Annotated in this window: 23 protein-coding genes; 10 read left to right on the forward strand and 13 right to left on the reverse strand. The window is 69.4% G+C overall.

What is annotated here, in order from left to right; all coding sequences use genetic code 11:
- Nucleotides 1-49 precede the first annotated feature (49 nt).
- On the reverse strand, nt 50-712 hold the full coding sequence (msrA, locus tag C5F48_RS03560) for a peptide-methionine (S)-S-oxide reductase MsrA (RefSeq protein WP_107662531.1): 663 nt from the start codon (nt 710-712) through the stop codon (nt 50-52).
- 110 nt (nt 713-822) lie between these two features.
- The gene (locus tag C5F48_RS03565) at nt 823-3,012 is read right to left on the reverse strand and encodes a primosomal protein N' (protein ID WP_107662555.1); all 2,190 of its coding nucleotides are present in this window, start codon (nt 3,010-3,012) and stop codon (nt 823-825) included.
- Nucleotides 3,013-3,107: 95 nt separating this feature from the next.
- Between C5F48_RS03565 and fsa the strand changes: the two genes are divergently transcribed.
- The 5 genes from fsa to C5F48_RS03590 all read left to right on the forward strand — a co-directional run bounded on the left by fsa (nt 3,108) and on the right by C5F48_RS03590 (nt 6,825).
- Nucleotides 3,108-3,764, forward strand: coding sequence for a fructose-6-phosphate aldolase (fsa, locus tag C5F48_RS03570; RefSeq protein ID WP_107662532.1), 657 nt, complete (start codon nt 3,108-3,110; stop codon nt 3,762-3,764).
- A gap of 40 nt (nt 3,765-3,804) precedes the next feature.
- A complete protein-coding gene (locus C5F48_RS03575; protein ID WP_107662533.1) occupies nt 3,805-4,497 on the forward strand; it encodes a DUF484 family protein in 693 nt (230 codons plus the stop codon).
- Complete coding sequence (locus C5F48_RS03580) at nt 4,494-5,414, forward strand: tyrosine recombinase XerC (RefSeq protein WP_107662534.1); 921 nt, start codon at nt 4,494-4,496, stop codon at nt 5,412-5,414. Before C5F48_RS03575 ends, C5F48_RS03580 begins: the two co-directional genes overlap by 4 nt.
- 109 nt (nt 5,415-5,523) lie before the next feature.
- Complete coding sequence (locus C5F48_RS03585; RefSeq protein WP_107662535.1) at nt 5,524-6,045, forward strand: EF-hand domain-containing protein; 522 nt, start codon at nt 5,524-5,526, stop codon at nt 6,043-6,045.
- An 81-nt stretch (nt 6,046-6,126) separates the two neighbouring features.
- Nucleotides 6,127-6,825 (forward strand): CDP-alcohol phosphatidyltransferase family protein, encoded by a 699-nt coding sequence (locus C5F48_RS03590; RefSeq protein WP_107662536.1) that lies wholly within the window; start codon nt 6,127-6,129, stop codon nt 6,823-6,825.
- A 205-nt stretch (nt 6,826-7,030) separates the two neighbouring features.
- Here C5F48_RS03590 and C5F48_RS03595 read toward each other — a convergent pair whose 3' ends face one another.
- The 6 genes from C5F48_RS03595 to C5F48_RS03620 form a co-directional block, all read right to left on the reverse strand.
- A complete protein-coding gene (locus C5F48_RS03595; RefSeq protein ID WP_107662537.1) occupies nt 7,031-7,867 on the reverse strand; it encodes a DMT family transporter in 837 nt (278 codons plus the stop codon).
- Nucleotides 7,868-7,937: 70 nt separating this feature from the next.
- A complete protein-coding gene (locus C5F48_RS03600; protein ID WP_107662538.1) occupies nt 7,938-8,390 on the reverse strand; it encodes a methylated-DNA--[protein]-cysteine S-methyltransferase in 453 nt (150 codons plus the stop codon).
- The gene (locus C5F48_RS03605) at nt 8,387-8,629 is read right to left on the reverse strand and encodes a DUF3253 domain-containing protein (RefSeq protein WP_107662539.1); all 243 of its coding nucleotides are present in this window, start codon (nt 8,627-8,629) and stop codon (nt 8,387-8,389) included. The genes C5F48_RS03600 and C5F48_RS03605 overlap by 4 nt, the downstream gene beginning before the upstream one ends.
- Entirely contained in the window at nt 8,616-11,606 is a 2,991-nt protein-coding gene (gene ileS / locus C5F48_RS03610) for an isoleucine--tRNA ligase (RefSeq protein ID WP_107662540.1), read from the reverse strand. Before ileS ends, C5F48_RS03605 begins: the two co-directional genes overlap by 14 nt.
- A gap of 186 nt (nt 11,607-11,792) precedes the next feature.
- Nucleotides 11,793-12,752, reverse strand: coding sequence for a YcjF family protein (locus C5F48_RS03615; RefSeq protein ID WP_373454322.1), 960 nt, complete (start codon nt 12,750-12,752; stop codon nt 11,793-11,795).
- Between the two features lie 32 nt (nt 12,753-12,784).
- On the reverse strand, nt 12,785-14,200 hold the full coding sequence (locus tag C5F48_RS03620) for a YcjX family GTP-binding protein (protein ID WP_107662542.1): 1,416 nt from the start codon (nt 14,198-14,200) through the stop codon (nt 12,785-12,787).
- A gap of 124 nt (nt 14,201-14,324) precedes the next feature.
- Here C5F48_RS03620 and truA point away from each other — a divergent pair, with 124 nt between their 5' ends.
- Complete coding sequence (gene truA, locus C5F48_RS03625; protein WP_107662543.1) at nt 14,325-15,092, forward strand: tRNA pseudouridine(38-40) synthase TruA; 768 nt, start codon at nt 14,325-14,327, stop codon at nt 15,090-15,092.
- Here the strand turns inward: truA and C5F48_RS03630 are convergent.
- Nucleotides 15,068-16,729 (reverse strand): SulP family inorganic anion transporter, encoded by a 1,662-nt coding sequence (locus C5F48_RS03630; protein WP_107662544.1) that lies wholly within the window; start codon nt 16,727-16,729, stop codon nt 15,068-15,070. The two genes, truA and C5F48_RS03630, sit on opposite strands and share 25 nt — an antisense overlap.
- Nucleotides 16,730-16,834: 105 nt before the next feature.
- Here C5F48_RS03630 and C5F48_RS03635 point away from each other — a divergent pair, with 105 nt between their 5' ends.
- Nucleotides 16,835-17,341 carry a HugZ family pyridoxamine 5'-phosphate oxidase gene (locus C5F48_RS03635; protein WP_107662545.1) on the forward strand — a complete coding sequence of 169 codons (507 nt, stop codon included), beginning with the start codon at nt 16,835-16,837 and terminating at the stop codon, nt 17,339-17,341.
- Here C5F48_RS03635 and C5F48_RS03640 read toward each other — a convergent pair.
- From C5F48_RS03640 to C5F48_RS03655, 4 genes are all read right to left on the reverse strand, one after another.
- Nucleotides 17,338-19,632 carry a glycosyl hydrolase family 28-related protein gene (locus C5F48_RS03640; RefSeq protein WP_107662546.1) on the reverse strand — a complete coding sequence of 765 codons (2,295 nt, stop codon included), beginning with the start codon at nt 19,630-19,632 and terminating at the stop codon, nt 17,338-17,340. The two genes, C5F48_RS03635 and C5F48_RS03640, sit on opposite strands and share 4 nt — an antisense overlap.
- A gap of 203 nt (nt 19,633-19,835) precedes the next feature.
- Nucleotides 19,836-20,258, reverse strand: coding sequence for an OsmC family protein (locus tag C5F48_RS03645; RefSeq protein WP_107662547.1), 423 nt, complete (start codon nt 20,256-20,258; stop codon nt 19,836-19,838).
- Nucleotides 20,259-20,410: 152 nt separating this feature from the next.
- Entirely contained in the window at nt 20,411-20,788 is a 378-nt protein-coding gene (locus C5F48_RS03650; protein WP_245941490.1) for a DUF4864 domain-containing protein, read from the reverse strand.
- 120 nt (nt 20,789-20,908) lie between these two features.
- Nucleotides 20,909-22,489, reverse strand: coding sequence for a lysine--tRNA ligase (locus C5F48_RS03655; protein WP_107662549.1), 1,581 nt, complete (start codon nt 22,487-22,489; stop codon nt 20,909-20,911).
- Between the two features lie 118 nt (nt 22,490-22,607).
- Here C5F48_RS03655 and C5F48_RS03660 point away from each other — a divergent pair, with 118 nt between their 5' ends.
- From C5F48_RS03660 to C5F48_RS03670, 3 genes are all read left to right on the forward strand, one after another.
- Nucleotides 22,608-23,030, forward strand: coding sequence for a tellurite resistance TerB family protein (locus C5F48_RS03660; protein WP_258186482.1), 423 nt, complete (start codon nt 22,608-22,610; stop codon nt 23,028-23,030).
- A 186-nt stretch (nt 23,031-23,216) separates the two neighbouring features.
- Nucleotides 23,217-23,762: a phage protease gene (locus C5F48_RS26425; RefSeq protein WP_107662551.1), complete on the forward strand. Its 546-nt coding sequence runs from the start codon at nt 23,217-23,219 to the stop codon at nt 23,760-23,762.
- Nucleotides 23,692-24,132: a gp436 family protein gene (locus C5F48_RS03670; protein ID WP_107662552.1), complete on the forward strand. Its 441-nt coding sequence runs from the start codon at nt 23,692-23,694 to the stop codon at nt 24,130-24,132. The genes C5F48_RS26425 and C5F48_RS03670 overlap by 71 nt, the downstream gene beginning before the upstream one ends.
- Nucleotides 24,133-24,227 lie beyond the last annotated feature (95 nt).

Below are 24,227 nucleotides of genomic sequence, written 5' to 3' on the forward strand. Positions count from 1 at the left end.
GCCCGCCGGGGATGGGGCCGGATAGCCCCGCCCCCGGCGAAGGTCAAGCTCAGCGCGCGGCGATGCCGGTGCCGATCGGGCAGGTCACGCCGGTGCCGCCGATGCCGCAATAGCCGCCGGGGTTCTTCGCCAGATACTGCTGGTGATAGTCCTCGGCGAAGTAGAACTCCGGCGCGGGCAGGATCTCGGTGGTGATCTTGCCGCGACCCGAGGCGCTGAGCGCACCCTGATAGGCAGCGAGGCTGGCCTTGGCCGCCGCCATCTGCGCGTCGTTGAAGGTGTAGATGCCCGAGCGATACTGCGTGCCGCGGTCGTTGCCCTGCGCCATGCCCTGCGTCGGGTCATGGTTTTCCCAGAACAGCTTCAGGAGCCCCTCGTAGGACAGCACCGAGGGATCGTAGATCACCCGCACCACCTCGTTATGGCCGGTGAGGCCGGTGCAGACCTCCTGATAGGTCGGGTTCGGGGTATAGCCCGCGGCGTAGCCGACCATGGTCAGCCAGACGCCCTTCGGGGCCTGCCAGAACTTGCGCTCCACGCCCCAGAAACAGCCCATGCCGAAGACGGCCTGTTCCATGCCCTCGGGCACCGGCGATTTCAGCGGCAGGCCCGAGAGGAAATGCGTCTCGGCGGTGGGGAGCGGCGTGGCGCGGCCCGGCAGGGCGTCGGCGGGCGAGACCATCTCGGTTTTCTTGCGGGTCAGCGAAAACATGGGGGAGCCTCCGGTTGGGATTGTCGGAATATAGGATGTGGCGTTGCGTCTCGCCAGCCACTCCGCGCGCCGGAGATGAACACAGTGTCGTGGCCGGCGGGCCGAGGCCCTCAGAGGAAGCTCTGCGGGTCGATGTCGACGGCCAGCCGCAGGTTGTTCGGCGGCTTCAGCTGCGCCAGCCATTCCGCCAGCGCCGCCTGCAGGGGCGCGCCCTTGTCGGCCTTCACCAGCAGCCGCACCCGGTGCCGCCCCCTGACCCGCGCGATCGGCGCGGGCGCGGGTCCGAAGACCTGCGCGCCGATCCGGCGCAAGGGGCCGTCGCGGCGGGCGAGCTCGCCGCCGAAGTCGAAGACCTGCGCCACATCGGGCGACGACAGGATGATCCCCGCCATCCGCCCGTAGGGCGGCACCCCTGCCGCGCGGCGCTCGGCGGCCTCGGCGCGCCAGAAGGCCTCCTCGTCGCCGCCGAGGATGGCGCGGATCACCGGATGCTCGGGCTGGTAGCTCTGCAACAGGGCCACGCCGCGCTTCTCGGCACGCCCGGCCCGGCCCGCCACCTGCCGCATCAGCTGGAAGGTCCGCTCCGCCGCGCGCAGGTCGGAGCCCTGCAGCCCAAGATCGGCGTCGATCACCCCCACCAGCGTCAGGAGCGGGAAGTTGTGGCCCTTGGCGACAATCTGCGTGCCGATGATGATGTCGGCCCCGCCCGCGGCGATCACACCGATCTGCTCCTTCAGCGCGCGGGCCGAGCCGAAGAGGTCGGAGGACAGCACCGCCACCCGGGCCTCGGGGAAGCGTTCGGCCACCTCCTCGGCCATGCGCTCCACTCCCGGGCCGACCGGGGCCATCTTGCCCTCGACCTTGCAGGAAGGGCAGGCCACCGGCATCGGTTTCGTCGCGCCGCATTGGTGGCAGACGAGACGCTTGAGAAAGCGGTGCTCCACCATCCGCGCGTCGCAGTCGTCGCAGCCGATCTGATGACCGCAGGCCCGGCAGATCGTTACCGGCGCATAGCCGCGCCGGTTGAGGAACAGGAGCGATTGCTCGCCCCGCGCCACCCGCGCCTCGACCGAGCGGGCCAGCGTGCCCGAGATCCAGCGGTTCGAGGGCAGTTGTTCGGCGCGCATGTCGATGGCGTGCATCTCGGGCATCTGGGCCACGCCGAAGCGCGCGCCGAGGTCGAGCCGCGTGTATTTGCCGGCATCGGCATTGGCCCAGCTTTCCAAGGAGGGCGTGGCCGAGGCCAGCACCACCTGACAGCCGCAGATCGAGGCGCGCAGCACCGCCATGTCGCGGGCATTGTAGAAGACGACCTCCTCCTGCTTGTAGGAGGTGTCGTGCTCCTCATCGACCACGATCAGCCCCAGATCGCGGAACGGCAGGAACAGCGCGGAGCGCGCGCCGACCACGAATTGCGCGCCCCCCTCGCCCACCATGCGCCACAGCCTGCGCCGTTCGGTCGAGGTGATGCCGGAATGCCATTCGGCGGGGCGGGCGCCGAAGCGGGCCTCGACGCGCGTGAGGAATTCCGAGGTCAGCGCGATCTCGGGCAGGAGCACCAGCGCCTGCCGCCCCTGCCGCAGGCATTCGGCCACCGCCTCGAGATAGACCTCGGTCTTGCCCGAGCCGGTGACGCCCTTCAGGAGCGTCGTGCCATAGCCGCCCATCGCCACCGCCGCGACCAAGGCATCGCCCGCGGCGATCTGGTCGCCGGCCAGCCGGGCGCCCTGCATCTCGGGGTCGAGCGGCGGATAGGGCAGATCGCGCGGGGCGTCCTCTTCCAGAACGGCGCCGGATTTCACCAGACCCTTGACCACCGAGGTTGTCACCCCGGCCTCGGCCGACAGCTCGGCCAGCGTCACCGCCGCCCCGCCATAGGCGCGCAGCGTATCGAGCACGCGCAGGCGGGCGTCGGTGGCGCGGGAGGGTTCGGCATCACCGAGACGGTAGACGCGGCGGGTCGAGGGCGGCTCCCCCAGACCCGGGGCGCGCGTTGACAGCCGCAACATCGAGGCGAGCGGCGTCAGCGTGTATTCCGACGCGCGGGCGAGGAAGGCCCGCATCTCGTCGCGCATCGGCAGCGCCTCGAGCACCCGCGTCACCGGGCGGACCTTCGCCAGATCGTAGCCGCCCTCGCCCGGGCCCCAGACCACACCCAAGACCCGGCGCGGGCCCAGCGGCACCTCGACGTAATCGCCCAGCCCGCAGCCCCCTTCCGGCGCGCGGTAGTCCAGCACGCGGCCCAGAGGCTCGGTGGTCAGGATGCCCACCAGATCGCCCTCTGCAAACTGTGCCGTCACGGCGCTCCCTTTCCCCATCGGTTCCGTTGCGCTATCTACACCCCTGACCGCCGGGGCGACACCCCCGCCCCCCAGAACCTCGAGGAACGCGCATCATGAAATTCTTTGTCGATACCGCCGATGTCGCAGCCATCGCCGAATTGCACGAGCTTGGCATGGTGGACGGGGTGACCACCAACCCCTCGCTGATCCTGAAGTCGGGGCGCAACATCCTCGAGGTGACCAGGGAGATCTGCGAACTGGTGCCGGGGCCGGTCTCGGCCGAGGTGGTGGCGCTGAAGGCCGAGGACATGATCGCCGAGGGCCGCAAGCTGGTCGAGATCGCCTCGAACATCGTAGTGAAGGTGCCGCTGACCTGGGACGGGCTGCGCGCCTGCAAGGTGCTGACCGATGCCGGCCATATGGTGAACGTGACGCTCTGCTTCTCGGTGAACCAGGCGCTGATCGCCGCCAAGGCCGGGGCAACCTTCATCTCGCCCTTCGTGGGCCGGCTCGACGACATCAACATCGACGGGATGGAGCTGATCGCCGACATCCGGCAGGTCTATGACAACTACGACTTCCAGACCCAGATCCTCGCCGCCTCGATCCGCTCGGCCAATCACGTCGCCGAATGCGCCCGCATCGGCGCCGACGTGATGACCGCGCCGCCCGCCGTCATCAAGGCGCTGGCCGGCCATGTGCTGACCGACAAGGGGCTGGACCAGTTCACCAAGGACTGGGCGAAGACCGGGCAGACGATACTCTCCTGACCGGCAGGACAACGGAGAGCGGCATCAGGTGGGGGACGGCATGATCGAACAGGATGTGCGCGACCGCATTCTCGCGGAGCCCGAGGTGATCCTCGAAGACCGCGACCTGATGAAGGCGCTGATCGCCGCCAACGAGCGGGCGATGGGCGGCAACATCGTCGACCTGCGCGGCATCGCGATGGAGCGGCTGGAGGGCAAGCTCGACCGGCTGGAGGATACCCACCGCTCGGTGATCGCCGCCGCCTACGAGAACCTCGCCGGCACCAACCAGGTGCACCGCGCCATCCTGCAGATGCTGGACCCGACCAGTTTCGAGGAGTTCCTCGTCGGCCTGTCGCGCGACGTGGCGCAGACGCTGCGGCTCGACTGCGTGCGGCTGGTGCTGGAATCGGTGCAGAACGCCGAGGCTCCGGCGCTGCGCAAGCTCGGCGACGGGCTCTACGTCGCCGAGCCAGGCTTCATCGCCGAGTACCTCGCGGCCGGCAAGACCGTCGCGCCGCGCCCGGTGACGCTGCGGCAGACGCTGGCCGCCTCGGACATGCTTTATGGCGAGCAGGCCGGGGTGGTCCGCTCCGAGGCGCTGATGCGGCTGGATCTTGGCGCCGGGCGGTTGCCGGGCATGCTGGTGATGGGCTCGGCCGACCCGCATCACTTCAAGCCGACCCAGGGCACCGACCTCTTGGCCTTCTTCGCCGCCGTCTTCGAGCGCACGATGCGCCGCTGGCTGTCGTGAGCCTCGCCATCTCTCCGGCCGCCCGCGCGGCGCTGGAGCAATGGCTGGACCACCTGCGCGTGCTCGACGGCGTCGCGGCCAACACGCTGAAGGCCTATACAGCCGATGTCAGCGGTTACCTCGCCTTCATGGCCGGACATCGCGGCGGCGGCGAGGGCCTGGCGGCGCTGGCCACCCTGCCCCATGCCGATCTGCGCGCCTGGATGGCGCATGAGCGCGGCCGTGGCGTGGCGGCGCGCTCGCTGGCGCGGTCGCTCTCGGCGGTGAAGGGCTTCACCGGCTGGCTGGCCGAGCGCGAGGGGCTGGACGCCACCGCCGTGCTCTCCACCCGCAGCCCGAAGTTCCGCCGCAAGCTGCCGCGCCCCTTGGCCGAGGATGACGCGCGGGCGATGATCTCCACCGTCGCCGATCAGTCGACCGAGGACTGGATCGCCGCGCGGGATCAGGCGGTGGTGACGCTACTCTACGGCTGCGGGCTGCGGATCTCCGAGGCGCTGGGGCTGCCCGCTGCGGCGCAGCCGCTGCCCGAGGTGCTGCGCATCACCGGCAAGGGCGACAAGCAGCGGCTGGTGCCGGTGCTGCCCGCCGCCCGCGCCGCCGTGGCGCGCTATGCCGCGCTCTGCCCCTTCGACCTGACCTCGGGCGTGCTGTTCCGCGGCGCCCGCGGCGGGCCGCTGAACCCGCGGCAGATCGCCTTGGTGATGGAGCGGGCGCGCAACGCGCTCGGCCTGCCCGCCACCGCGACGCCGCATGCGATGCGCCATTCCTTCGCCACGCATCTGCTGAACGCCGGCGGCGACCTGCGGGCGATCCAGGAGCTGCTGGGCCATGCCTCGCTGTCGACCACCCAGGCCTATACGGCGGTGGATTCGGCCCGGCTGATGGAAGTCTACGCCCGGTCGCATCCCCGCGCCTGATCGACGGCCTTCTATCGATTTCGCCGGCAGGATCCGGCCGGCCTAAACCTTCTGGTAAGTCTCTGCTGCCAAGCTTCCGCCACGTCCCATCAGAGAGAGGATGTGTTCCGTGACAGTATCGCAGATTTACTCAGGCACCGCCGCAGACCTGATCTCGGCCATCCAGAAGGCCGTGGCCGCCCAGCAGGCCGATGTCCTTACCGAGGCAAGGCGTCCCCCGCCGCCCCCGCCCCCGCCGCCGCCGTCCAGCGATATCGACGTGGCCTCGCTGGTGCAGGCGCTGATGGTGGCCGACACCAACAAGGACGGCACCCTCTCGTCCGACGAGTTGTCGGCGCTCAGCGAAAGCGCGGTCACCTCACCGGCGGTGGCCAGCCTGCCGGCAGTCCCGCAAGCCGATACGGCGGAGGCCGAGCCAGCGGCGGAGGTGGAGGCCGCCGCGCGCTCCGAAGCCGCCGCCCGACCCGAGGAGCCACCGCCGCAGGCCACCGCCCCGCCGGAGCCGGAGGCCGAACAATCGCCGCTTGGCTCGCTGGAGAACGCCATGGCGATGAAGGCCGCCGACAACGGCGCTCCGACCGACGCCGCGCTGGCCCGCCGCTTCCTGACGCTGCTCGCCGAGGTGGGTTGACCCTAAGTCGGGGGACGCCCCGGGGTCGCAGGGCCGACGCTGCGGCTTGCCAGCCTGTCAACTTTCCGGCATGACAGGCCGATGCACCCTCGTCTCAAAGCCCTCTCCGTCCATCTGCTGACCGCCACCGGGGCCGTCCTGTCGATGCTGGCCATGCTCGCCGCGGTGGAGGAGCAGTGGAGCCTGATGTTCCTCTGGCTGGTCGTGGCGCTCTTCGTTGACGGGATCGACGGCCCACTGGCCCGGCGCTACGATGTACGAAGCAACTGGCCGACCTATGACGGGGTGTTGATGGACCTGATCATCGACTACCTGACCTATGTCTTCATTCCTGCCTATGCGCTGTTCAAGTCGGGGATGCTGCAGGGCTGGACCGGCTGGATCGCCATCATCGTCATCGTCTACGGCTCGGTGGTCTATTTCGCCGATACGCGGATGAAGACGAAGGATTATTCCTTCGCCGGCTTCCCCGCCTGCTGGAACATGGTGGTGCTGGTGCTCTTCGCGGTGCAGCCGAGCCATCTGACCATCCTGCTGATCGTCATCGCTCTGACCGTGGCGATGTTCACCAATCTGAAATTCGTCCACCCGGTCCGCACCGACCGCTGGCGCAGCGTCACCCTGCCGGTGGCCATCGCCTGGGTGTTCTTCGCCGGATGGGCCGCCTGGGTGGAGTTCCACCCGCAAAGCTGGGCGCATTGGGGGCTGGTGATCACCTCGCTCTACCTCGTCTTCGCCGGCGTGGCGCAACAGATCTTCCCGGAACGCCGCCTGCGCTGAAGGCGTTGGGCGCGCCCAAGCTGGGCACCCGGCGTGACCAGCACCTCGCCATCCTTTGTTCAGCGGATCAGCGGCTCCTCGCCGACCCATCGCGGCGATTGGGCCGGGCGCCTCGCTGACCCTCGGCCGCCGCATCGCGACCTCCTGGCCGGCGCGACACCGGCGGCATCGCAGGGCCATCAGCCCACCCCCGGAGCACCACCCGCTACAACCGCGTCAGCACCACGCCCAGCACGATCAGCCCTGCGGCCAGCGCCTTGTCGCGCGTCATCCGCTCGCCGAAGATCAACCAGCCGATCAGCACCGCGAAGAGGATCGAGGTCTCGCGCAGCGCCGCCACCACGGCGATCGGCGCGACGGTCATCGCCCAGATCGAGATCGCATAGGCGCCGTAGGAGGCCAGGCAGGCCAGACCGCCCATCATCCAGGCCCGCGCCCCGCCCGCCAGCACCGAGCGCCCGCGCAGCCCCAGCATGCCGAGGCTGAACAGGAGCCCGTCTACCACGAAGACCCAGGCGACATAGGCCACCGCATCGCCCGAGACCCGCGCCCCCAGCCCGTCGATCAGCGTGTAGGTCGAGGTCGCCGCCGCCGAGCCAAGCGCGAAGGGCAGAAGCCTGCGCTCCTCTCCTTGGGTGAACACGCCCCGCGCCATCAGCAGGATGCCGCAGCCGAGCACCGCGATCCCTGCATATTGCGCGCCGCTCACCCTGTCGGCCAGGAAGGCCGCGCCGACGAGGGCCACGAACATCGGCGCGGCACCGCGGGCGATGGGGTAGACCCGGCTCAGGTCGCCACGCTCGTAGGCGTAGGTCAGGAAGAACTTGTAGCAGAAATGCGTGCAGCCCGCCGCCAGCACCCAGGGCCAGACCTCGGGCGCGGGCATCGGGCGGCTCAGCGCGATGGCAAGGCCGATGGGAATCTCGGCGACCGAGAGGATGACCATCGCCCCGACCTTCGAGGTCTCGAGCTTGATCATCGCGTTCCACGTCGCGTGGAGCAGGGCGGCGCCGAGGACCGCCAGAAGGATACCGACGCTCATCCGCCCCGTTCGCCTGTCATGAATCTGTCATGTGGCTATCGGGCTGCGGCGGCTCCTGCAACCCCGGCGCTTAGATCAGCAGCGAGGCCGCGCCCTCGTGCCTGAGCAGCGCCACCTTGGTCTCCACCCCGCCGGGCGCCGAGAAGCCGCCGAGGCCGCTGGCGCCCAGCACCCGGTGGCAGGGGATCAGGATCGGCAGCGGATTGGCGCCGCAGGCCTGGCCGATGGCCTGCGCTGAAACGCCGAGTGCCTTGGCAAGCTCGCCATAGCGCCGGGTCTCGCCGAAGGGGATCGCCTGCAGCGCGGCGAGGAAGCGGGCGGGAAAGCCTTCGCCCAGGGCGAGCGGCAGGTCGAAGCGGGTCAGGCGGCGGGCGAAATAGGCATCGAGCTGGTTGCGGGCCGCATCGAGCAGGGGCGAGTTGTCGTCGGTCTCGCCCTCCTCCCAGCGCAGCCGGGTCAGACGCCCCTCCACTTCGGTCAGCACCAATGCGCCGAGCGGGCTGAGGTAGCGCCCCTGTTTCATCGCAGCGCCAGCCGGATCGGGCCTTCGGCAGTACGCGGATCGACCGGCTTGCCGCCTTGCGAGGCCTGCAGCGCGCCTTCGTCCTGCAGCGCCCCGGCCACGGCGCGAACGTCGGGCATCAGCGCCCGCCAGTCGCCGCCGATCTCGCGGGCGGCTTCGGAGGGGCAGAAGGTCTTCCCTCTGCCCCGCCGGTGCGCGAGGTCCATCAGGACCGCGCGGATCGCCTCATCCGAGGGCATCGTTGCAGCGGGCGCAGGTGCAGGGATGCGCGTGCGTGCCGACATCCGGCAGGATCTGCCAGCAGCGTTCGCATTTCTGCCCCTCGGCCAGTTCGAAGACCACGCCCACACCCGGCGCCTCCGGCAGGCGGAAGGCTTCGGCCGGTTCCGGATCGCCGGTCAACTGCAGGTCGGAGGTGATGCAGATCTCGGCGAAATCGACCGAGCGCAGCGCGGCCAGCGTGTCGGCATCTGCCACATGCACCACGGGCGCCGCCTCGAGGCTGGCGCCGATCACCTTGGCGGTGCGCTGCACCTCCAAGGCCGCCGTCACCACGCGGCGCACCTGACGGATGCCCGCCCATTTCGCCGCAAGCTGCGGGTCGAGCCAGCCCGCGGGCGTCTCCGGCATGTCCTGCAGATGCACCGAGCCTTCGGGGAAGCGCTGCAGCCAGACCTCCTCCATGGTGAAGACCAGTACCGGGGCGAACCATGTGACGAGCCGGTGGAAGACCAGATCGAGCACGGTGCGGGCGGCGCGGCGGCGCAGCGCGGTGGGCGCGTCGCAGTAGAGCGAGTCCTTGCGGATGTCGAAGAAGACCGACGACAGATCGGTGGTGCAGAAGGCGAAGAGCTTCTGGAACACGCCCTGGAAGTCATAGGCGGCATAGCCCTTGCGCACCTCGACATCCAGCTCGGCCAGCCGGTGCAGCACCCAGCGCTCCAACTCCGGCATCTCGGCGGCATCGACCCGCTCGGCCTCGGAGAAGCCTTTCAGTGCGCCCAGCAGGAAGCGCATGGTGTTGCGCAGGCGGCGGTAGCTGTCGGCGGTGCCCTTCAGGATCTCCTTCCCGATGCGAAGGTCGATGGTGTAATCCGACTGCGCCACCCAGAGCCGCAGGATGTCGGCGCCGTATTCCTTGATCACCTGCTCGGGCGCCACGGTGTTGCCGACCGACTTGGACATCTTCATGCCCTTCTCGTCCAGCGTGAAGCCGTGGGTCAGCACGCCGCGATAGGGCGCGCGGCCCTTGGTGCCGCAAGCCTGCAGCATCGAGGAGTGGAACCAGCCGCGGTGCTGGTCGGTGCCTTCGAGATAGAGATCGGCCAGCCCGTCCTCCGACCCGTCGGGACGGTCGCGCAGCACGAAGGCATGGGTGGAACCGCTATCGAACCAGACGTCGAGCACGTCGAAGACCTGTTCGAAATCCTGCGGATCATGCAGGTCGCCGAGGACCTTTTCCTTGAATCCTTGCACATACCAGACATCCGCGCCGTTTTCCTCGAATTCGGCGAGGATGCGGGCGTTCACTTCCGGATCGCGCAGCAGGAAGTCGGCGTCGGTCGGCTTGGCGCCCTTGCGGACGAAGCAGGTCAGCGGCACGCCCCAGGCCCGCTGGCGCGACAGCACCCAGTCGGGCCGCGCCTCGATCATCGAGTAGAGCCGGTTGCGCCCGGTCTGCGGCGTCCATTGCACGAGGCTGTCGATCGAGGTCAGCGCCCGGGTCCGGATCGTGTCGCCATACTGGCCCATGCCGTCGTCGAGCGGCTTGTCGATGGCGACGAACCACTGCGGCGTGTTGCGATAGATCAGCGGGGCCTTGGAGCGCCACGAATGCGGGTAGGAGTGCTTCAGCTTGCCCTTGGCGAAGAGCTTGCCGGCCCCGGCGAGGGCCTTGATGATCTCGACATTGGCCGGGCCGTCCTTGCCATCCGGCGCGATGATGACCTGCCCGCCGAACAGCGGCAGGTCGGCGCGGTAGGAGCCGTCGGGCTCGACGTTGTAGGTCATCGGCAGGCCGAATTTCTGGCCGAGCTGATAGTCGTCATCGCCGTGGCTCGGCGCGGTGTGCACGAAGCCCGTGCCCGCGTCCTCGGTGACATGATCGCCCGGCAGCATCGGCACGTCGAAATCCCACTCGCCGTTCTCGGCCATGCCGCGGAACGGGTGGGAGAGCTGCAGCAGGGCAAGTTCATCAGCCGGCACGCCACGAAGACGCTCAAAGCCCTCGACGCGCGCCGACGTCATCACTCCCGCCGCCAGCGTGTCAGCCAGCACGATGCGCTCGCCAACTTTGGCCGCCGAGTTTTCCGCCGCTGCGGTGATCTCATAGACGCCGTAGCTGATCGTCGGATTGAAGGCCACGGCGCGGTTCTGCGGGATGGTCCAAGGAGTCGTGGTCCAGATGACGACGGACGCACCGCTGTCGGTAAGCTCAAGCGCGTCCGCAGCGACTTCCGAAACCATGGGATGAGCCTGCTCGGGAGTGGCGACGCCAGTAGCAAGCTTTGCGGCTGCGAAAGGACCGGACGGGCGAACCATCCCGAACCGCACCCAGATCATATGCGAGGTATGGTCGTGGTATTCCACCTCCGCCTCGGCAAGCGCGGTCTTCTCGACCGGCGACCACATGACCGGCTTCGAGCCCTGATAGAGCGAGCCGTTCATCAGGAACTTCATGAACTCCTCGGCGATTACCGCCTCGGCGTGGTAGTTCATCGTGAGATAGGGGTCGGCCCAGTTGCCAGTGACGCCCAGCCGCTTGAACTCCTCGCGCTGGATGTCGATCCAGCCCTCGGCGAAACGGCGGCATTCCTGACGGAAGGTCACCTTGTCGACGTCGTCCTTGTTCTCGCCGCGCGCGCGATACTGCTCCTCGATCTTCCACTCGATCGGCAGGCCGTGGCAGTCCCAGCCCGGCACATAGCGGGCGTCCTTGCCCATCATCTGCTGGCTGCGCACCACCATGTCCTTCAGCACCTTGTTCAGCGCATGACCGATGTGCAGATGGCCGTTGGCATAGGGAGGGCCGTCATGCAGCGTGAAGGGGGTGCGGTTGCCGGCCTTCTCGCGCAGGCGGTCGTAGATGCCGATCTCTTCCCAGCGCTTCAGCCACTCCGGTTCGCGCTGCGGCAGGCCGCCGCGCATCGGGAAGTCGGTCTCGGGCAGGAAGACGGTGTCCTTGTAGTCGGGGACGGTGGTCGTGTCGGCGCACATCTGATGCGGTCCTTCGGCGGGAATGTCAGGGAAGGCGCGGCCCTCGGGGGCTCTCGCGCCATGGCATGGCAGCGGTCCCGGCGCCTGAGAATGTCAGAGCGCCGGGCCGGTAATTCGGGCGATGATCGCGCAAAGGTGCATCATGCGGGCCTTATAGCCAAGCCGCAGGGGCCGGTCCAGTGGCGCTCAGCGGTCGAAGAGGCCGGTGAGCGCGCGGCTGATGAGGTTGGTCACCTTGGGCTTCGGCGCGGTGTGGAAGGGCAGCGGGCGGCAGAGCTCCATCGCGGCGACGCCGACCCGGGCGGTGAGCGCGCCGTTCACCACGCCCTCGCCGAAGCGGCGCGAGACCTTCGACAGCACGCCGCCGCCGGCAACCGAATGGATCAGGTCGTCGGTGATGGCGACGGCGCCGGTGGCGACGAGATAGGAGAACACCCGGCGCAGCAGGCGGAAGCTGCCGAAACTGCCCGAGCGCCCGCCATAGATCTCGGCGATCCGCCGCACCATGCGCAGATTGGCAAAGAGCGCCGTCGCCACATCCGCGAGCGCCAGCGGCACCAGCGCCGTGACCGTGGCAACCTGCCGCGCCGCCGCTTCGATCTCGCGCCGCGCCATCTGGTCGAGCGGCACCAGAAGCTCGTTCTCCGCCAGCCCCAGCAGCCCGTCCACGTCGAAGACCTCGGCCCGCCGCTCCTCCAGCCGGGCGCGGCCCCAGCGCAGGTCGGGGCGCGCGGCGTAAAGCCGCTCGAGGCTGTGGGTCACGGAACGCGCCAGCTTCAGATCCTCGCCGCTGCGGGCAAGGGCGGCGTCGCGGCGCAGGTGGTCGAGTTTCGCCAGCCGCAGGAAGGACATCCATTCGCGCAGCGCGAGCGTCAGCGCCGTCAGGATGGCGGCGCCGACCAGCACCAGCGCCACGCTGCCGATCACCGTGTTGCGGTTGATGAGGTCGGTCACGAACTCCCACGCCGCCACCGACAGCACGAAGGTGAAGGTGGTGACGAAGACCCATGTGGCGAAGCGCCCGAAGCGCGAGCCGCGCACGGTGGCGATGCGGCTCGCGGCCAGCATCGCCTGCCCCTGCGGCAGGTCGAGATCGGGGACGGGCGGCGCCTCGGCCGGGTCGGCGCCGGCTTCGTCCCAGTCCATCAGCAGCGGTTTCTTCGGCGGCGGAATATCGGTCACAACCGGTCTCCGATCAGGAATTCGGCGGCGCGGTCCAGCCGGATATGCGGCGGCCCCTCGCCGGGTTTCAGCGCGATCCGCGCCGGCCCGAAGCGCATCAGCGCGAATTCGGCGTCGAGCCAGCGCTCCGCCCCCTCCCGCGCCGGAGACAAGAGCCGCGCCGGATCGTCGGGCAGCTCGCCCGGATACATCGCCGCCTGCCGCCCGCTCTCCATCAGCCGCCCGCGCACCGCCTCCACCGTCTCGCCGTGGCGAGTCACCGTCTCCTCGACCGTGGCGCGCAAGGAAGACAGCGACATGGCGGCGGTCAGCGCCCCGGCGAAAGCCGCGCGGTCGCGCGCCTCACGCAGCATGGACTGCATGATCGCGGTCAGCTTGGGGTGCTGGGTGTGGTGCAGGTGGTCGGCCATGGTCGCGGCGAAGAGGATGCGCTCGACCCGGTGGCCGAGCAGCAGCTGGCTCAGGAAGGTGTTCCGCCCCGGACGGAAAGCCTGCAGGATCTCGGCCATGGTGCGGCGCAGATCCTCCAGCGCCTGCGGCCCGGCATGGATCGCCCCCAGCGCATCCACCAGCACCACCTGCCGGTCGATCCGGCTGAAATGCTCGCGGAAGAAGGGCTGCACGACGTGGCTCTTGTAGGCTTCGAAGCGGCGGTCCATCTCGCGGTAGAGGCTGCCCCGGGGCGCCTGCGACGGCGCAGGCAGCGGCGCGAAGGTCAGCACCGGCGAGCCGGCCAGATCGCCCGGCAGCATGAAGCGGCCCGGCGTGCAATCGGACCACCCGGCCTTGCGCGCCGCGTTTAGATAGCCGGTGAAGCTCGCGGCCAGCGCCTGCGCCCGCGCCTCCTCCAGCTTCAGCGAACCATCTTCGGCCCGGGCCATCGCCATGAAAGGCCGGGCCTGCGGACGGTTCGTCAGCCGGGTCAGCGTGTCGTCGGACCATTGCGCATAGGTCTTGGTCATAAGCGAGAGGTCCAGAAGCCACTCGCCCGGATAGTCGATGATGTCGAGATGCACGGTGCGCGGCCCGGTCAGCCCCGAAAGCATGCCCGAGGGCCTGACCCGGAACGACAGCCGCAGCTCCGAGATCGAGCGGGTGGAGGCGGGCCAGCGCGGGTCGTCGCCGGTCAGCGCCGCCAGATGCGCCTCGAAATCGAAGCGCGGCAGGGTGTCGTCGGGCTGGGGCTGCAGGAAGACCGCCTCGATCCGCCCCTCGGCCTGCGCGCGCAGTTGCGGCATGCGGCCCCGGTCGAGCAGGTTGGCGACCAGCCCGGTGATGAACACGGTCTTGCCCGCCCGCGACAGGCCGGTGACGCCCAGCCGCACCACCGGCTCGAACAGCGTCTCGGACACGGCGCCGAGCGCGCCTTCGATGCCGCGCGTCACGCCGTCGGTGAGGGTTCGGAAAACCAAGCGCTGCCCCTTCGTTGCGTCCGCGTCAGGATAGCGGCTCTTCTGCTTCTATGTAGGCGCGCGGGGTCGCCGTGCCAACAGGACGCAGCTTGGCTTGGCGCGGCGGCGATGCTAAGCGCGGCCCATGCCGAGATATGCGCTGAAGATCGAATACGACGGGGGCCCCTTTGCCGGCTGGCAGCGGCAGGCGAGCCTGCCTTCGGTGCAGGGCGCGATCGAGGCCGCGCTGGCGCGGCTGGAGCCGGGCGCCCACACCATCGCCGCCGCGGGGCGCACCGATACCGGGGTGCATGCCACGGGACAGGTGGCGCATTGCGATCTGGCGAAGGACTGGGACCCATTCAAGCTCGCTGGCGCGCTCAACGCCCATCTGCGGCCGCAGCCGGTGGCCGTGGTGGCGGTGGCCCGGGTGGAGGACGATTTCCACGCCCGCTTCTCGGCCCGCGAGCGGCGTTATCTCTTCCGCCTGCTCAGCCGCCGCGCCCCGGCGGTGCATGACCGCGGCAAGGTCTGGCGCGTGCCGCATCCACTGGATCTGGCGGCGATGCAGGCCGGGGCGGCGCATCTGCTGGGGAAACACGACTTCACCACCTTCCGCGCGGCGGGCTGTCAGGCCGCCTCGCCGGTGAAGACGCTGGACGAGCTGTCGATCGCGCAGGTCGAGGCGCCCAACGGCCTCGAGTACCGCTTCACCCTGCGCGCCCGCAGTTTCCTGCACAATCAGGTCCGCTCCATCGTCGGCACGCTGGAACGGGTCGGCGCCGGCGCCTGGGCGCCCGAAGCGGTGGCCGAGGCGCTCGCGGCCTGCGACCGGGCGCGCTGCGGCCCGGTCTGCCCGCCGGAGGGGCTCTACCTGACCGGCGTGGCCTATCCAGAAGATCCCTTCGCCTGAGCCAGAGCTTCGTCGACGCTCTGCACGTCGGGCAGGTAATGCACCTTCGGCTCCCTCAGCCCCTGCCCGACCAGCACGCGGCGCACCTCGAGATTTGCCCCGGTGATGTAGAAGGCTGAGCCCTGCCGCGCCGTCTTGCGCGCCAGAAGCTCGAAAGAGCGCGCGCCGGAGCTGTCGATGAAGGGCACATGGGTGAAGTCGAGCACGAAGGCGCGCGGATGGTCGGCCAGCCGCTCCAGCACCGTGCCGAGCCGCGCGGCGGCGCCGAAGAAGAACGGCCCGTGCAGGTGATAGACCACCCGCTCGCGCGAGCTCGGCTCCTCGGTCTCCGCCGCGCCGCCGCGCACCTCGGCCGCGCCGGACATCCGGCTGATGAACACCAGCCCGCCGAGCGCGAAGCCGACCACGATCCCCTCGGTCAGGTCGCGGAACACCACCAGCAGGAAGGTCACCACCAGCACCAGGGCATCGCCGCGCGAGGCGCGCAGCAGCGACCAGAATTCCTCCTTCTCGAACATGTTCCAGGCCACCACCGCCAGCACCCCGGCCAGCGCGGCCAGCGGGATGAAGCCTGCCAGCGGCGCCGCGACCAGCATGAAGGCCAGAAGGAACAGCGCATGCAGCATGCCCGAGACCGGCCCGTGCGACCCCGCCCGCACATTGGTCGCGGTGCGGGCGATGGTGCCGGTGACGCAGAAGCCGCCGAAGACCGCCGAGCCGATATTGGCCCAGCCCTGCGCGATCAGCTCGGCGTTGGAGCGGTGCTGCCGCCCGGTCATGCCGTCGGCCACGACGGCCGAGAGCAGCGACTCGATGGCCCCGAGCAGGGTGAAGCTGACGGCGAAGGGCAAGGCCGCCATGACCGCATCGAGGCTGAGCCCGGGCAGCGCCGGGGCGGGCAGCACCCGGGGCAGCGCGCCGAAGGTGCTGCCGATGGTCTCCACCGGCAACCCGGCCAGCGCCGCGACCAGAGCGGCCAGCACCACCGCCACCAGCATCCCCGGCCAGCGCGGCAGGAAGCGCTTCAGCCCGAGGATCACCGCCACCGTCCCCGCCGCCACCGCCACCGCGGCCGGCGTCACCGTGGCCCGCGCCGCCCAGAGCGCCTCCAGCCGGCCGATGAACTCCGCCGGCTCGGCGGCGAGGCTCAGCCCGAAGATGTCGCGCAGCTGGCTGGCGAGGATGATCACCGCGATCCCGGCGGTGAAGCCCACGGTCACCGGATAGGGGATGAAACGAATGTAGCTGCCGAGCTTCAGCGTCCCCATGGCGATCAGGAGGAAGCCCGACAGGAAGGTCGCGAGGATCAGCCCCGCCAGCCCGATCTGCAGCACGCAGGCCGAGACCAGCACGATGAAGGCCCCCGCCGGCCCGCCGATCTGGTGCCGGCTGCCGCCCAGCGCCGAGACGAGGAAGCCGCCGACGATGGCGGTGTAGAGCCCGCGCTCCGGCCCGACCCCCGAGGCGATGGCGATGGCCATCGACAGCGGCAGCGCCACGATGGCGACGGTCAGCCCGGCCAGCGCATCGGCGCGCAACTCGGCCCGGCCATAGCCTTCGCGCAGCACGGTGACGACCTTGGGCAGATAGGTCTCGGCATAGGGCTCGATGAAGATTTCCCGCAGTTTCCGGATCATGCCTGCCGGGGTCGAGGGCCTTGCCTGGGACATCTTGCGCCTGTACCGCTGATGCAGATCAGCCAATCGCCGCCTTTGCTCCTTGTCAATCCCTGCGAGAGCCGCATGCAGACCCGCCCCGACCCGGTCCTCCCCGCCGACGAGGACGCCCGCGCCCTGGCGCAGAGCCTGCTGCGGCAGGCGCGCCACGCCGCGCTTGGCGTGCTCGACCCCGACCATGGCGGGCCCGCCGTCAGCCTGATCGCCTTCGGCCTCGATTCGGAGGGCGTTCCGCTGACGCTGATCTCCGGCCTCGCGCCGCATATGGCGGCGCTGCGGGCGAACCCGGCGGCCTCGGTGATGGTCGGCGATCCCGGGCCGAGGGGCGACCCCCTGACCCACCCGAGGCTGATGATCCGGGCGGAAGCGCGGCTGGTCGACCGCGCGACCGGGGACCACGCGCAGCTGCGCGATCCCTGGCTGGTCGCGCATCCGAAGGCGAAGCTCTACATCGATTTCACCGATTTCGCCTTCGCGCGGCTGCACCCGGTCTCGGCCCTGCTGAACGCGGGCTTCGGCCGGGCCTTCCGGCTCTCCCCCGCCGAGCTGCTGCCCGGCGGGACCAGCGCCTAGACCGGGTTGTCGCAGCGCAGCGTGACCTGCATCCGGCCCTTCACCTCCTGCGGCCAGCGCAGGTTCACCAGCCGCCCGCCGCTGCCCTGCTCGACCTGCACATAGGGCGTGACGAACTGCACCGCCCCCGCGGCCGTCGTGATCGCCCCCTCCGCCACCAGCGCGCTGACATTCCGCGCCCGCGCGCCGAAAGGCAGGAACGCGCTGGCGTCCACTGACCAAGTGGCGGCGGCGGTGTTCTGCACATGCTCCACCGTCACCGGGCTGGCAGTGATCTGCCCGACGCCGTTAAAGGTGTTGTTGCCGATCGTCACGTTGCGGAACCGGGAGAAATCCATCGTCGCGACCGAGCTGTCCAGCCGGTCGATCCGCTCGACATCGCCGTTCACCGCACGGAAGGCATTGCCGGTCAGGCTCAGCCCGTTGAGGAAATGCCCCGCCCCCTTCGGCGCCAGCACGAACCAGCAGAACGATCCCGCGACATCGGTCGTGGTGAAGATATTGTCGCTCACCGTCAGCCCGCCGAAGGAATATTCGCTGGCATAGCCGGGGGCCGGATCATGCTCGTTCGACCATTCGATAAAGCAGTTGTCGATGTAGTTGCCGGTGACCAGCGACTTGGTGTTGGTCTGGGTGAAGACGATCCCCGCCCGGCGCAGCCCCGCCGTCTCGTCATCGCCCTGGAAGATGTGGTTGCCGATCAGCATGTGCCCGGTGCCGTTCAGGATGGCGAAATGCGCGAAGCGCACCACCCGGTTGTCGCGGATCTTCACGTCGTTGCTGTTCACGTTCAGCCCGATGCTGCTGCGGTCCTGCGCACGGGCCGGCTGCTCGTTCGACAGGAACTGGCACTGGTCGATGAACAGCCCTTGGCAGCCCGACCCGGCCGAGGTGACGCCGCGGTCCTTCGGCTTGTTGATCACCGCATCCGCCAGCCGGAAGGTGCTGCCCGCCATCGGCAACAGGATGGCGCTGGCCTCGCCGTTGCATTGCAGCTCGACATCGGTGATCTCGAATTTCGACAGCGAGGCAAAGCCGCTGAAATCCAGCATGTACTTGTAGCGGGTGAAGCCGAAGCTGCGCCGCCCCGCCAGCCCGCCCGGCGGCAGGCTCAGCTCGATCGTCCCGGCCCCGACATTCTTCGACAGCACATAGACCTCGCGCCCCACCCCGGCGCCCGAGACCAGCGCCCCGACGGGCACGGCAGCCACGTTCACCACCCCGGTCAGCCGGGTCGGCGCGCTGGTGCTGTAGGTCGCATGCGAGCTGACCGTCTCGGTCGCCCAAGCATCGCCCGGCACGGCGTTCAGCTGGCCATTGGTCAGCAGCCGCCGCTGGGCGAAGCTGGTCAGCCCGGCCAGCGCCGCAACATCGACCGGCCCCGCCAGATCGACCCGCCGCCCGCTGAGGTCCAGCGCCACATGATCCGAGAAATAGAACAGCGCCTGCAATGCCTTGGCGAAACCTGCCGTCTCGCTGCCGAAGGCCGAGGCATAGCTGTCCAGATCGAAGTTGCGGGTGCAGGCCAGCCGCGATTCCGCCGGCATCGACAACCGACCCTCGAAGCGCACCCGCGCGTTCAGCGTCAGATGCCCCTCGACCCGGTAGGTCCCGGCCGAGACCAAGAGCTCGCGCCCGGTCGCCGCCGCCTCCGCATCCGCGGCGAGGAAGGCCGCCGTGTCATCCGTGGCGCCGTCGCCGACCGCGCCATGGTCGCGCACATCGACCAGCGCGAGCAGCTTGCGCTGGAACACCGGTGTGGCGTCCTCGATGCTGATGTCGTCGATCCGCACGATCCCGCCATTGGACCCGGTCAGGTCCAGCCCGAAATGGCCATAGACCGCCGCCCCGCCCCAGACCATGTCGACGCCCTGCCGGTTGCCGGCGCCGACGATCGCCGTCACCGTCACCACCTCGCCATAGCTGGTGAGCGCCACCGAAGGGCCGACCTGCACCGCGCTGGCGAGGTTGGTCCCGTCCGACCGCCCGGCCCAGCCGGCGATCCGCACTGCCGGCAGCGCGCCCGCCACCGCCTTCACCCGGGCGGTGACCCGCAGGTAGAGCCCGGGCTGCAGCGGGATCTGCTGGAAGCAGCGCAGCTTCTGCGTGGCTTCGGTCTTCTGCAGCTCCAGACAGCCGCCGAAATCCGCATCCGCCGCCACCAGCGCGGCATTCGGCTGGCCGGCATAGCTGCCGGAGCCGGGCACCCCATCCCCGCGCGACCAGAGCGCCAGCCCCGCCGCGAAGGCCGGCGGCATCAGCACCAGCCCGTCGGTAATCGCCATGTTCATCGCAACCCTCGCCTCCTCGCCACATGCGCGGCGCCCAGCGCCGCAGGTGAGGCCAGAGGGTTGCCCGGCAATCGCTAACATCGCCCGATCCGGGCGCGCGCTGCCTTGGTTTCTTCTTGGTAAAAGTACTCCCGCCGGAGGCGGCCGAGGCTTCGGCCGGCGCTCCGGCGGCAATCCGGGCCTGCGCGGGGCCCGCGCCGGCCTCAGGCCAGCGTCGCCGTCATGCTGACCTCGGCGGTCAGGAGCTTCGACACCGGGCAGTTCACCTTGGCGGTCTCGGCGGCCTTCTGGAAGGTTGCGTCATCCGTGCCCGGGATGGTCGCCGTCACCTCCAGATGCACCGCAGTGATGGCGAAGCCGCCCTCGGCCTTGTCCAGCGTCACCGTGGCGGTGGTCTCGATCCTGTCGGCGGTCAGCCCCTGCTCGCCCAGCACGTTCGACAGCGCCATCGAGAAGCAGCCGGCATGGGCCGCGCCGATCAGCTCCTCGGGATTGGTGCCCGGGCCGTCCTCGAAGCGGGTGTTGAAGCCGTATTGCGCCTCGCTCAGCACGCCGGACTGGGTGCTCAGCCGGCCCTTGCCGGTCTTCAGGTCGCCTTGCCAGATGGCCGATCCGTTGCGTTTCATCGCGTTTCTCCCGTGATATGGCGGGGCATGCACCCCCGCTAACCAACCCCCGCGCCACGGCCCGGTTCCCGGGACCGTCGGCCGCCGCCCGCCATGGCAATGCCGTCCAAGGGGCCTCGATGGCCCCGAGGACGGCTCCCCCGGCCCGAACTTCAGGCCCCGACGCCGATCTGCGGCAGAAGCTGCACCCCGTTGATCTGCCAGCCCTCGGCGGTCTCGATCATCTGGTAGTCGAGCATGTGGATCTCGCCCGCCGCGTCGCGCACCATGACCCGCTGCCACAGCGCCCCGGCCACCTCGCGCAGCTCCAGCATCTTCACGTCGGAGGGCTGCCAGACCATCGGATAGGCGTTCTGCACCATCATGCCGAACCGGTCGGCAGAACCGAACATCTGCTTGATCGAGGGAGAGGCGAAGGTGAAGGCGCGGGCGGCGTCCTCGGCAAGAAAGGCGTCGAACTGGTTCCGGATCGTCGCTTCGATCCCCGGGTTGCGCGCCTCCTGCGCGAGCCCCGGGTCGGTGAAAGACATCGCCACGGCCATCAGGGCCGCAGCACAAGTTCCGCATATCCTCAGTCGCATGATCCGACCTTCCGCAAAACGTCCCCGTCAGCGAAGGGTAGACCGGGACGACCCCGCGTCAAGCCGGGCTCAGGCGGCGAGTTCGCCCGCCAGCGCCCGGTCGATCAGCGCGATCGTCTCCTCGACACCGTAGAGCGCCACGAAGCCGCCAAAGCGCGGCCCTTCCGAGGCACCCAGCAGCACCTCGTAGAGCGCCTTGAACCAGTCGCGCAGCGGCTCGAAGCCGTGCTCCTTGCCGACCGCGAAGACCATGGTCTGCAGCGCATCGGCATCGAGCCCGCCCTCCCAGACCGCCAGCCGGCCACGCAGATCCTGCATCGCCGCCCGCTCGGCGTCGCTGGGCAGGCGGAACACCCGCTTCGGCGCCACGAAATCCTGGAAGTAGCGCAGGGCAAAGCCCGCCGCCGCGTCGAGGTCGGGATGGGTCGCAGGCGAGGCCTCGGGCGCATAGCGCCGGATGAAGCCCCAGAGCCCCTCCTTGTCCTTGGCCGAGGCCACCGAGGCGAGATTGAGCAGCATCGCGAAGGGCACCACCATCTTCGACTCGGGCGGATTGCCGCCATGGATGTGCCAGACCGGGTTGTTCACCTGCGCCGCCGCATCCTGCGTCGGATAGGCGCGCAGCTGCTGGTGATATTCGTCGACCGCGCGCGGGATCACGTCGAAATGCATCCGCTTCGCCGTCTTCGGCTTCTGATACATGAAATAGGACAGGCTCTCGGTCGAGGCGTATTTCAGCCAGTCGTCGATGGTCAGCCCGTTGCCCTTCGACTTCGAGATCTTCTCGCCATTCTCGTCGAGGAACAGCTCGTAGGTGAAATGCTCGGGCTTCTTGCCGCCGAGGATCTCGCAGATCGAATCGTAGATCGGCGTATTGGTCGAGTGGTCCTTGCCATACATCTCGAAATCGACATCCAGCGCCGCCCAGCGCGCGCCGAAATCGGGCTTCCACTGCAGCTTCACATTGCCGCCCGTTACCGGCAGCGTGCAATCCCGCCCATCCTCGTCGGCGAATGTGATCGTGCCATCCTTGGCGTTGACCTCCTTCAGCGGCACGTAGAGCACCCGGCCCGAGATCGGCGAGATCGGCAGGAAGATCGAATAGGTCTGCTGCCGCTCGTCGCGCAGGCTGGCCAGCATGACCTCCATCAGCGCGTCATAGCGTTCGCAGGCGCGCAGCAGCGTCTCGTCGAACCGGCCCGACTTGTAGAAATCGGTGGCCGAGTAGAACTCGTATTCGAAACCGAAGGTGTCGAGGAAGCGCCGCAGCATGGCGTTGTTGTGATGCCCGAAGCTCTCGAACTCGCCGAACGGGTCCGGCACCGCGGTCAGCGGGCGCTGCAGATGCTCGCGCAGCATCTCGGGTTGCGGCACGTTTTCCGGGATCTTGCGCATCCCGTCCATGTCGTCCGAAAAGCAGATCAGCCGCGTCGGGATATCCGAGATCTCCTGGAAAGCGCGGCGGATCATCGTCGTCCGCGCCACCTCGCCGAAGGTGCCGATATGCGGCAGGCCCGAGGGGCCATAGCCGGTCTCGAACAGCACATAGCCCTTCTCGGGCATCTTGCCGTCGTAGCGTTTGAGGATGCGGCGGGCCTCTTCGAAGGGCCAGGCTTTCGAATTCATCGCAGCATCACGCAGGGCCGACATCGGCGCATTCCTCATCGTCGAACGAAGGCCCCATGCCTCCGCAACCCCCGTCTCCTATTGCCGGGGGGGGCGCGCGTCAATATTCTGCGGCCGAACCGCCCCGCGCAAAGGACGATCCGTGACCCAGACCCCGCCCGCCTTGACCCCGCAGGATGCGCTGGTGGCGATCATGATCGCCGTCTCCGCCTCCGACGAACAGGTCCGCACCTCCGACCTGATGGCGATCCAGCGCATCGTCGGGCATCTGCCGATCTTCGACAGCTACGACAGCGACCGGATCGGCCCGGTGGCGCAGATCGTCTTCGACCTCTTCGAAGAGGACGAGGGTCTGGACGCGCTCTTCGGCCTGATCCGCGACGCGCTGGAAGAGCGGCTGTTCGAGACCGCTTATGCCATCGCCTGCGATGTCGCCGCCGCCGACGGGACCCTGGGCCAGGCCGAACTGCGCCTTCTGGAAGAAATCCGCCACGAGCTGCAGATCGACCGGCTGCACGCCGCCGCCATCGAGCGCGGCGCCCGGGCCCGCCACCTGCGCGCCTGACCTCCGACCAGCCGTGACGCCCCGCCCCGGTTAGCGGCAGTGGGGGGGTGCGCCGAGAGCCGCGCCGTCCTCCTTCCACCGCGCCCGGCCCGACCGAGGCCGCCGGCGGCAAGCCCGCGGGCCCCTCAGCCCTCCGCATGATCCACCAGGGCAGCGCCCGTCACCCCGTCCGAAGATCGTGCTGCATTGCACCACGACCCGGCCCGACTGGATGGGCAATGCGACCCTCGCCGAGAAGCGCCCCGAGATCCGGCGCTGGATTCTCGAGCGCGGCTGGGGCGACATCGGCTATCACTGGCTGATCGACCGCGACGGCAGCATGGCGCGGATCTCCCCGTCGACTTCGAACACGCCACCCAGATCAAGGGCGGGCGCGGCGAGCCCGCCCCGGCCGTCGGCTGGATCAAGGCGGTCGAGGCCCGCAACGGCGCGCTTTGGGGCCGGGTCGACTGGAACACCGACGGGGCCAACGCCGTGGCGTCCCGAGCCTATCGCTATCCGAGCCCGGTGTTCCGCTTCGATCCCGCGACGAAGGCGGTGCTCGCCATGGTCTCGGCCGGGCTCACCAACAACCCCAACCTGCATCTCGCGGCTCTGAACGCCCCCGCCTCCGGTCTCTTCCTCCCAGTTCTCCCCCGCGCCTTCTCCTTGGAACCGCCCCATGTCCTACGCGACCGCCGCCGACATCACCGAGCTCTACGGCCAGAACGCCCTGGTCGTGGCCGATCATGACCGCGACGGCGCGCCGGACATGGCGGCGGTGGACCGGGCGCTGATGATGGCCACGGGCGAGATGGAGACCTATCTAGCCCGCCGTTACACCCTGCCGCTCCCCGTCATCCCCTCGCACCTGGTGCAGCTCTGCGTCGACATCGCGCTCTATCGGCTGGCGCTCTCGGCCGATGTGGCGAGCGACGAGCACCGCCGGCGCTACGAGGACGCGCTCGCCGTGCTCTCGAAGATCGCCGATGGCCGGGCGGCGCTGGTGCTGCCGGCCCCGCCCACTGGTGGCGAAGGCGAGGCCGAAGTCACCGGCGCGCAGCCCATCGTGGCCGGCGGCCCGCCGCGGCTCTTCTCCCGCGAGCGGATGAGGGATCTCTGATGGTCGGCGTCGCAACCGAGCTCGATCTCGGCGGGCTGGCTCCCGCCCGCGATCTCCTGTCCCGGATCTCGGCCCTGGACCTCGCCCAGCTCGGC

The sequence above is a fragment of the Cereibacter changlensis JA139 genome (genome assembly GCF_003034985.1).
Classification (GTDB): Bacteria; Pseudomonadota; Alphaproteobacteria; order Rhodobacterales; family Rhodobacteraceae; genus Cereibacter; species Cereibacter changlensis.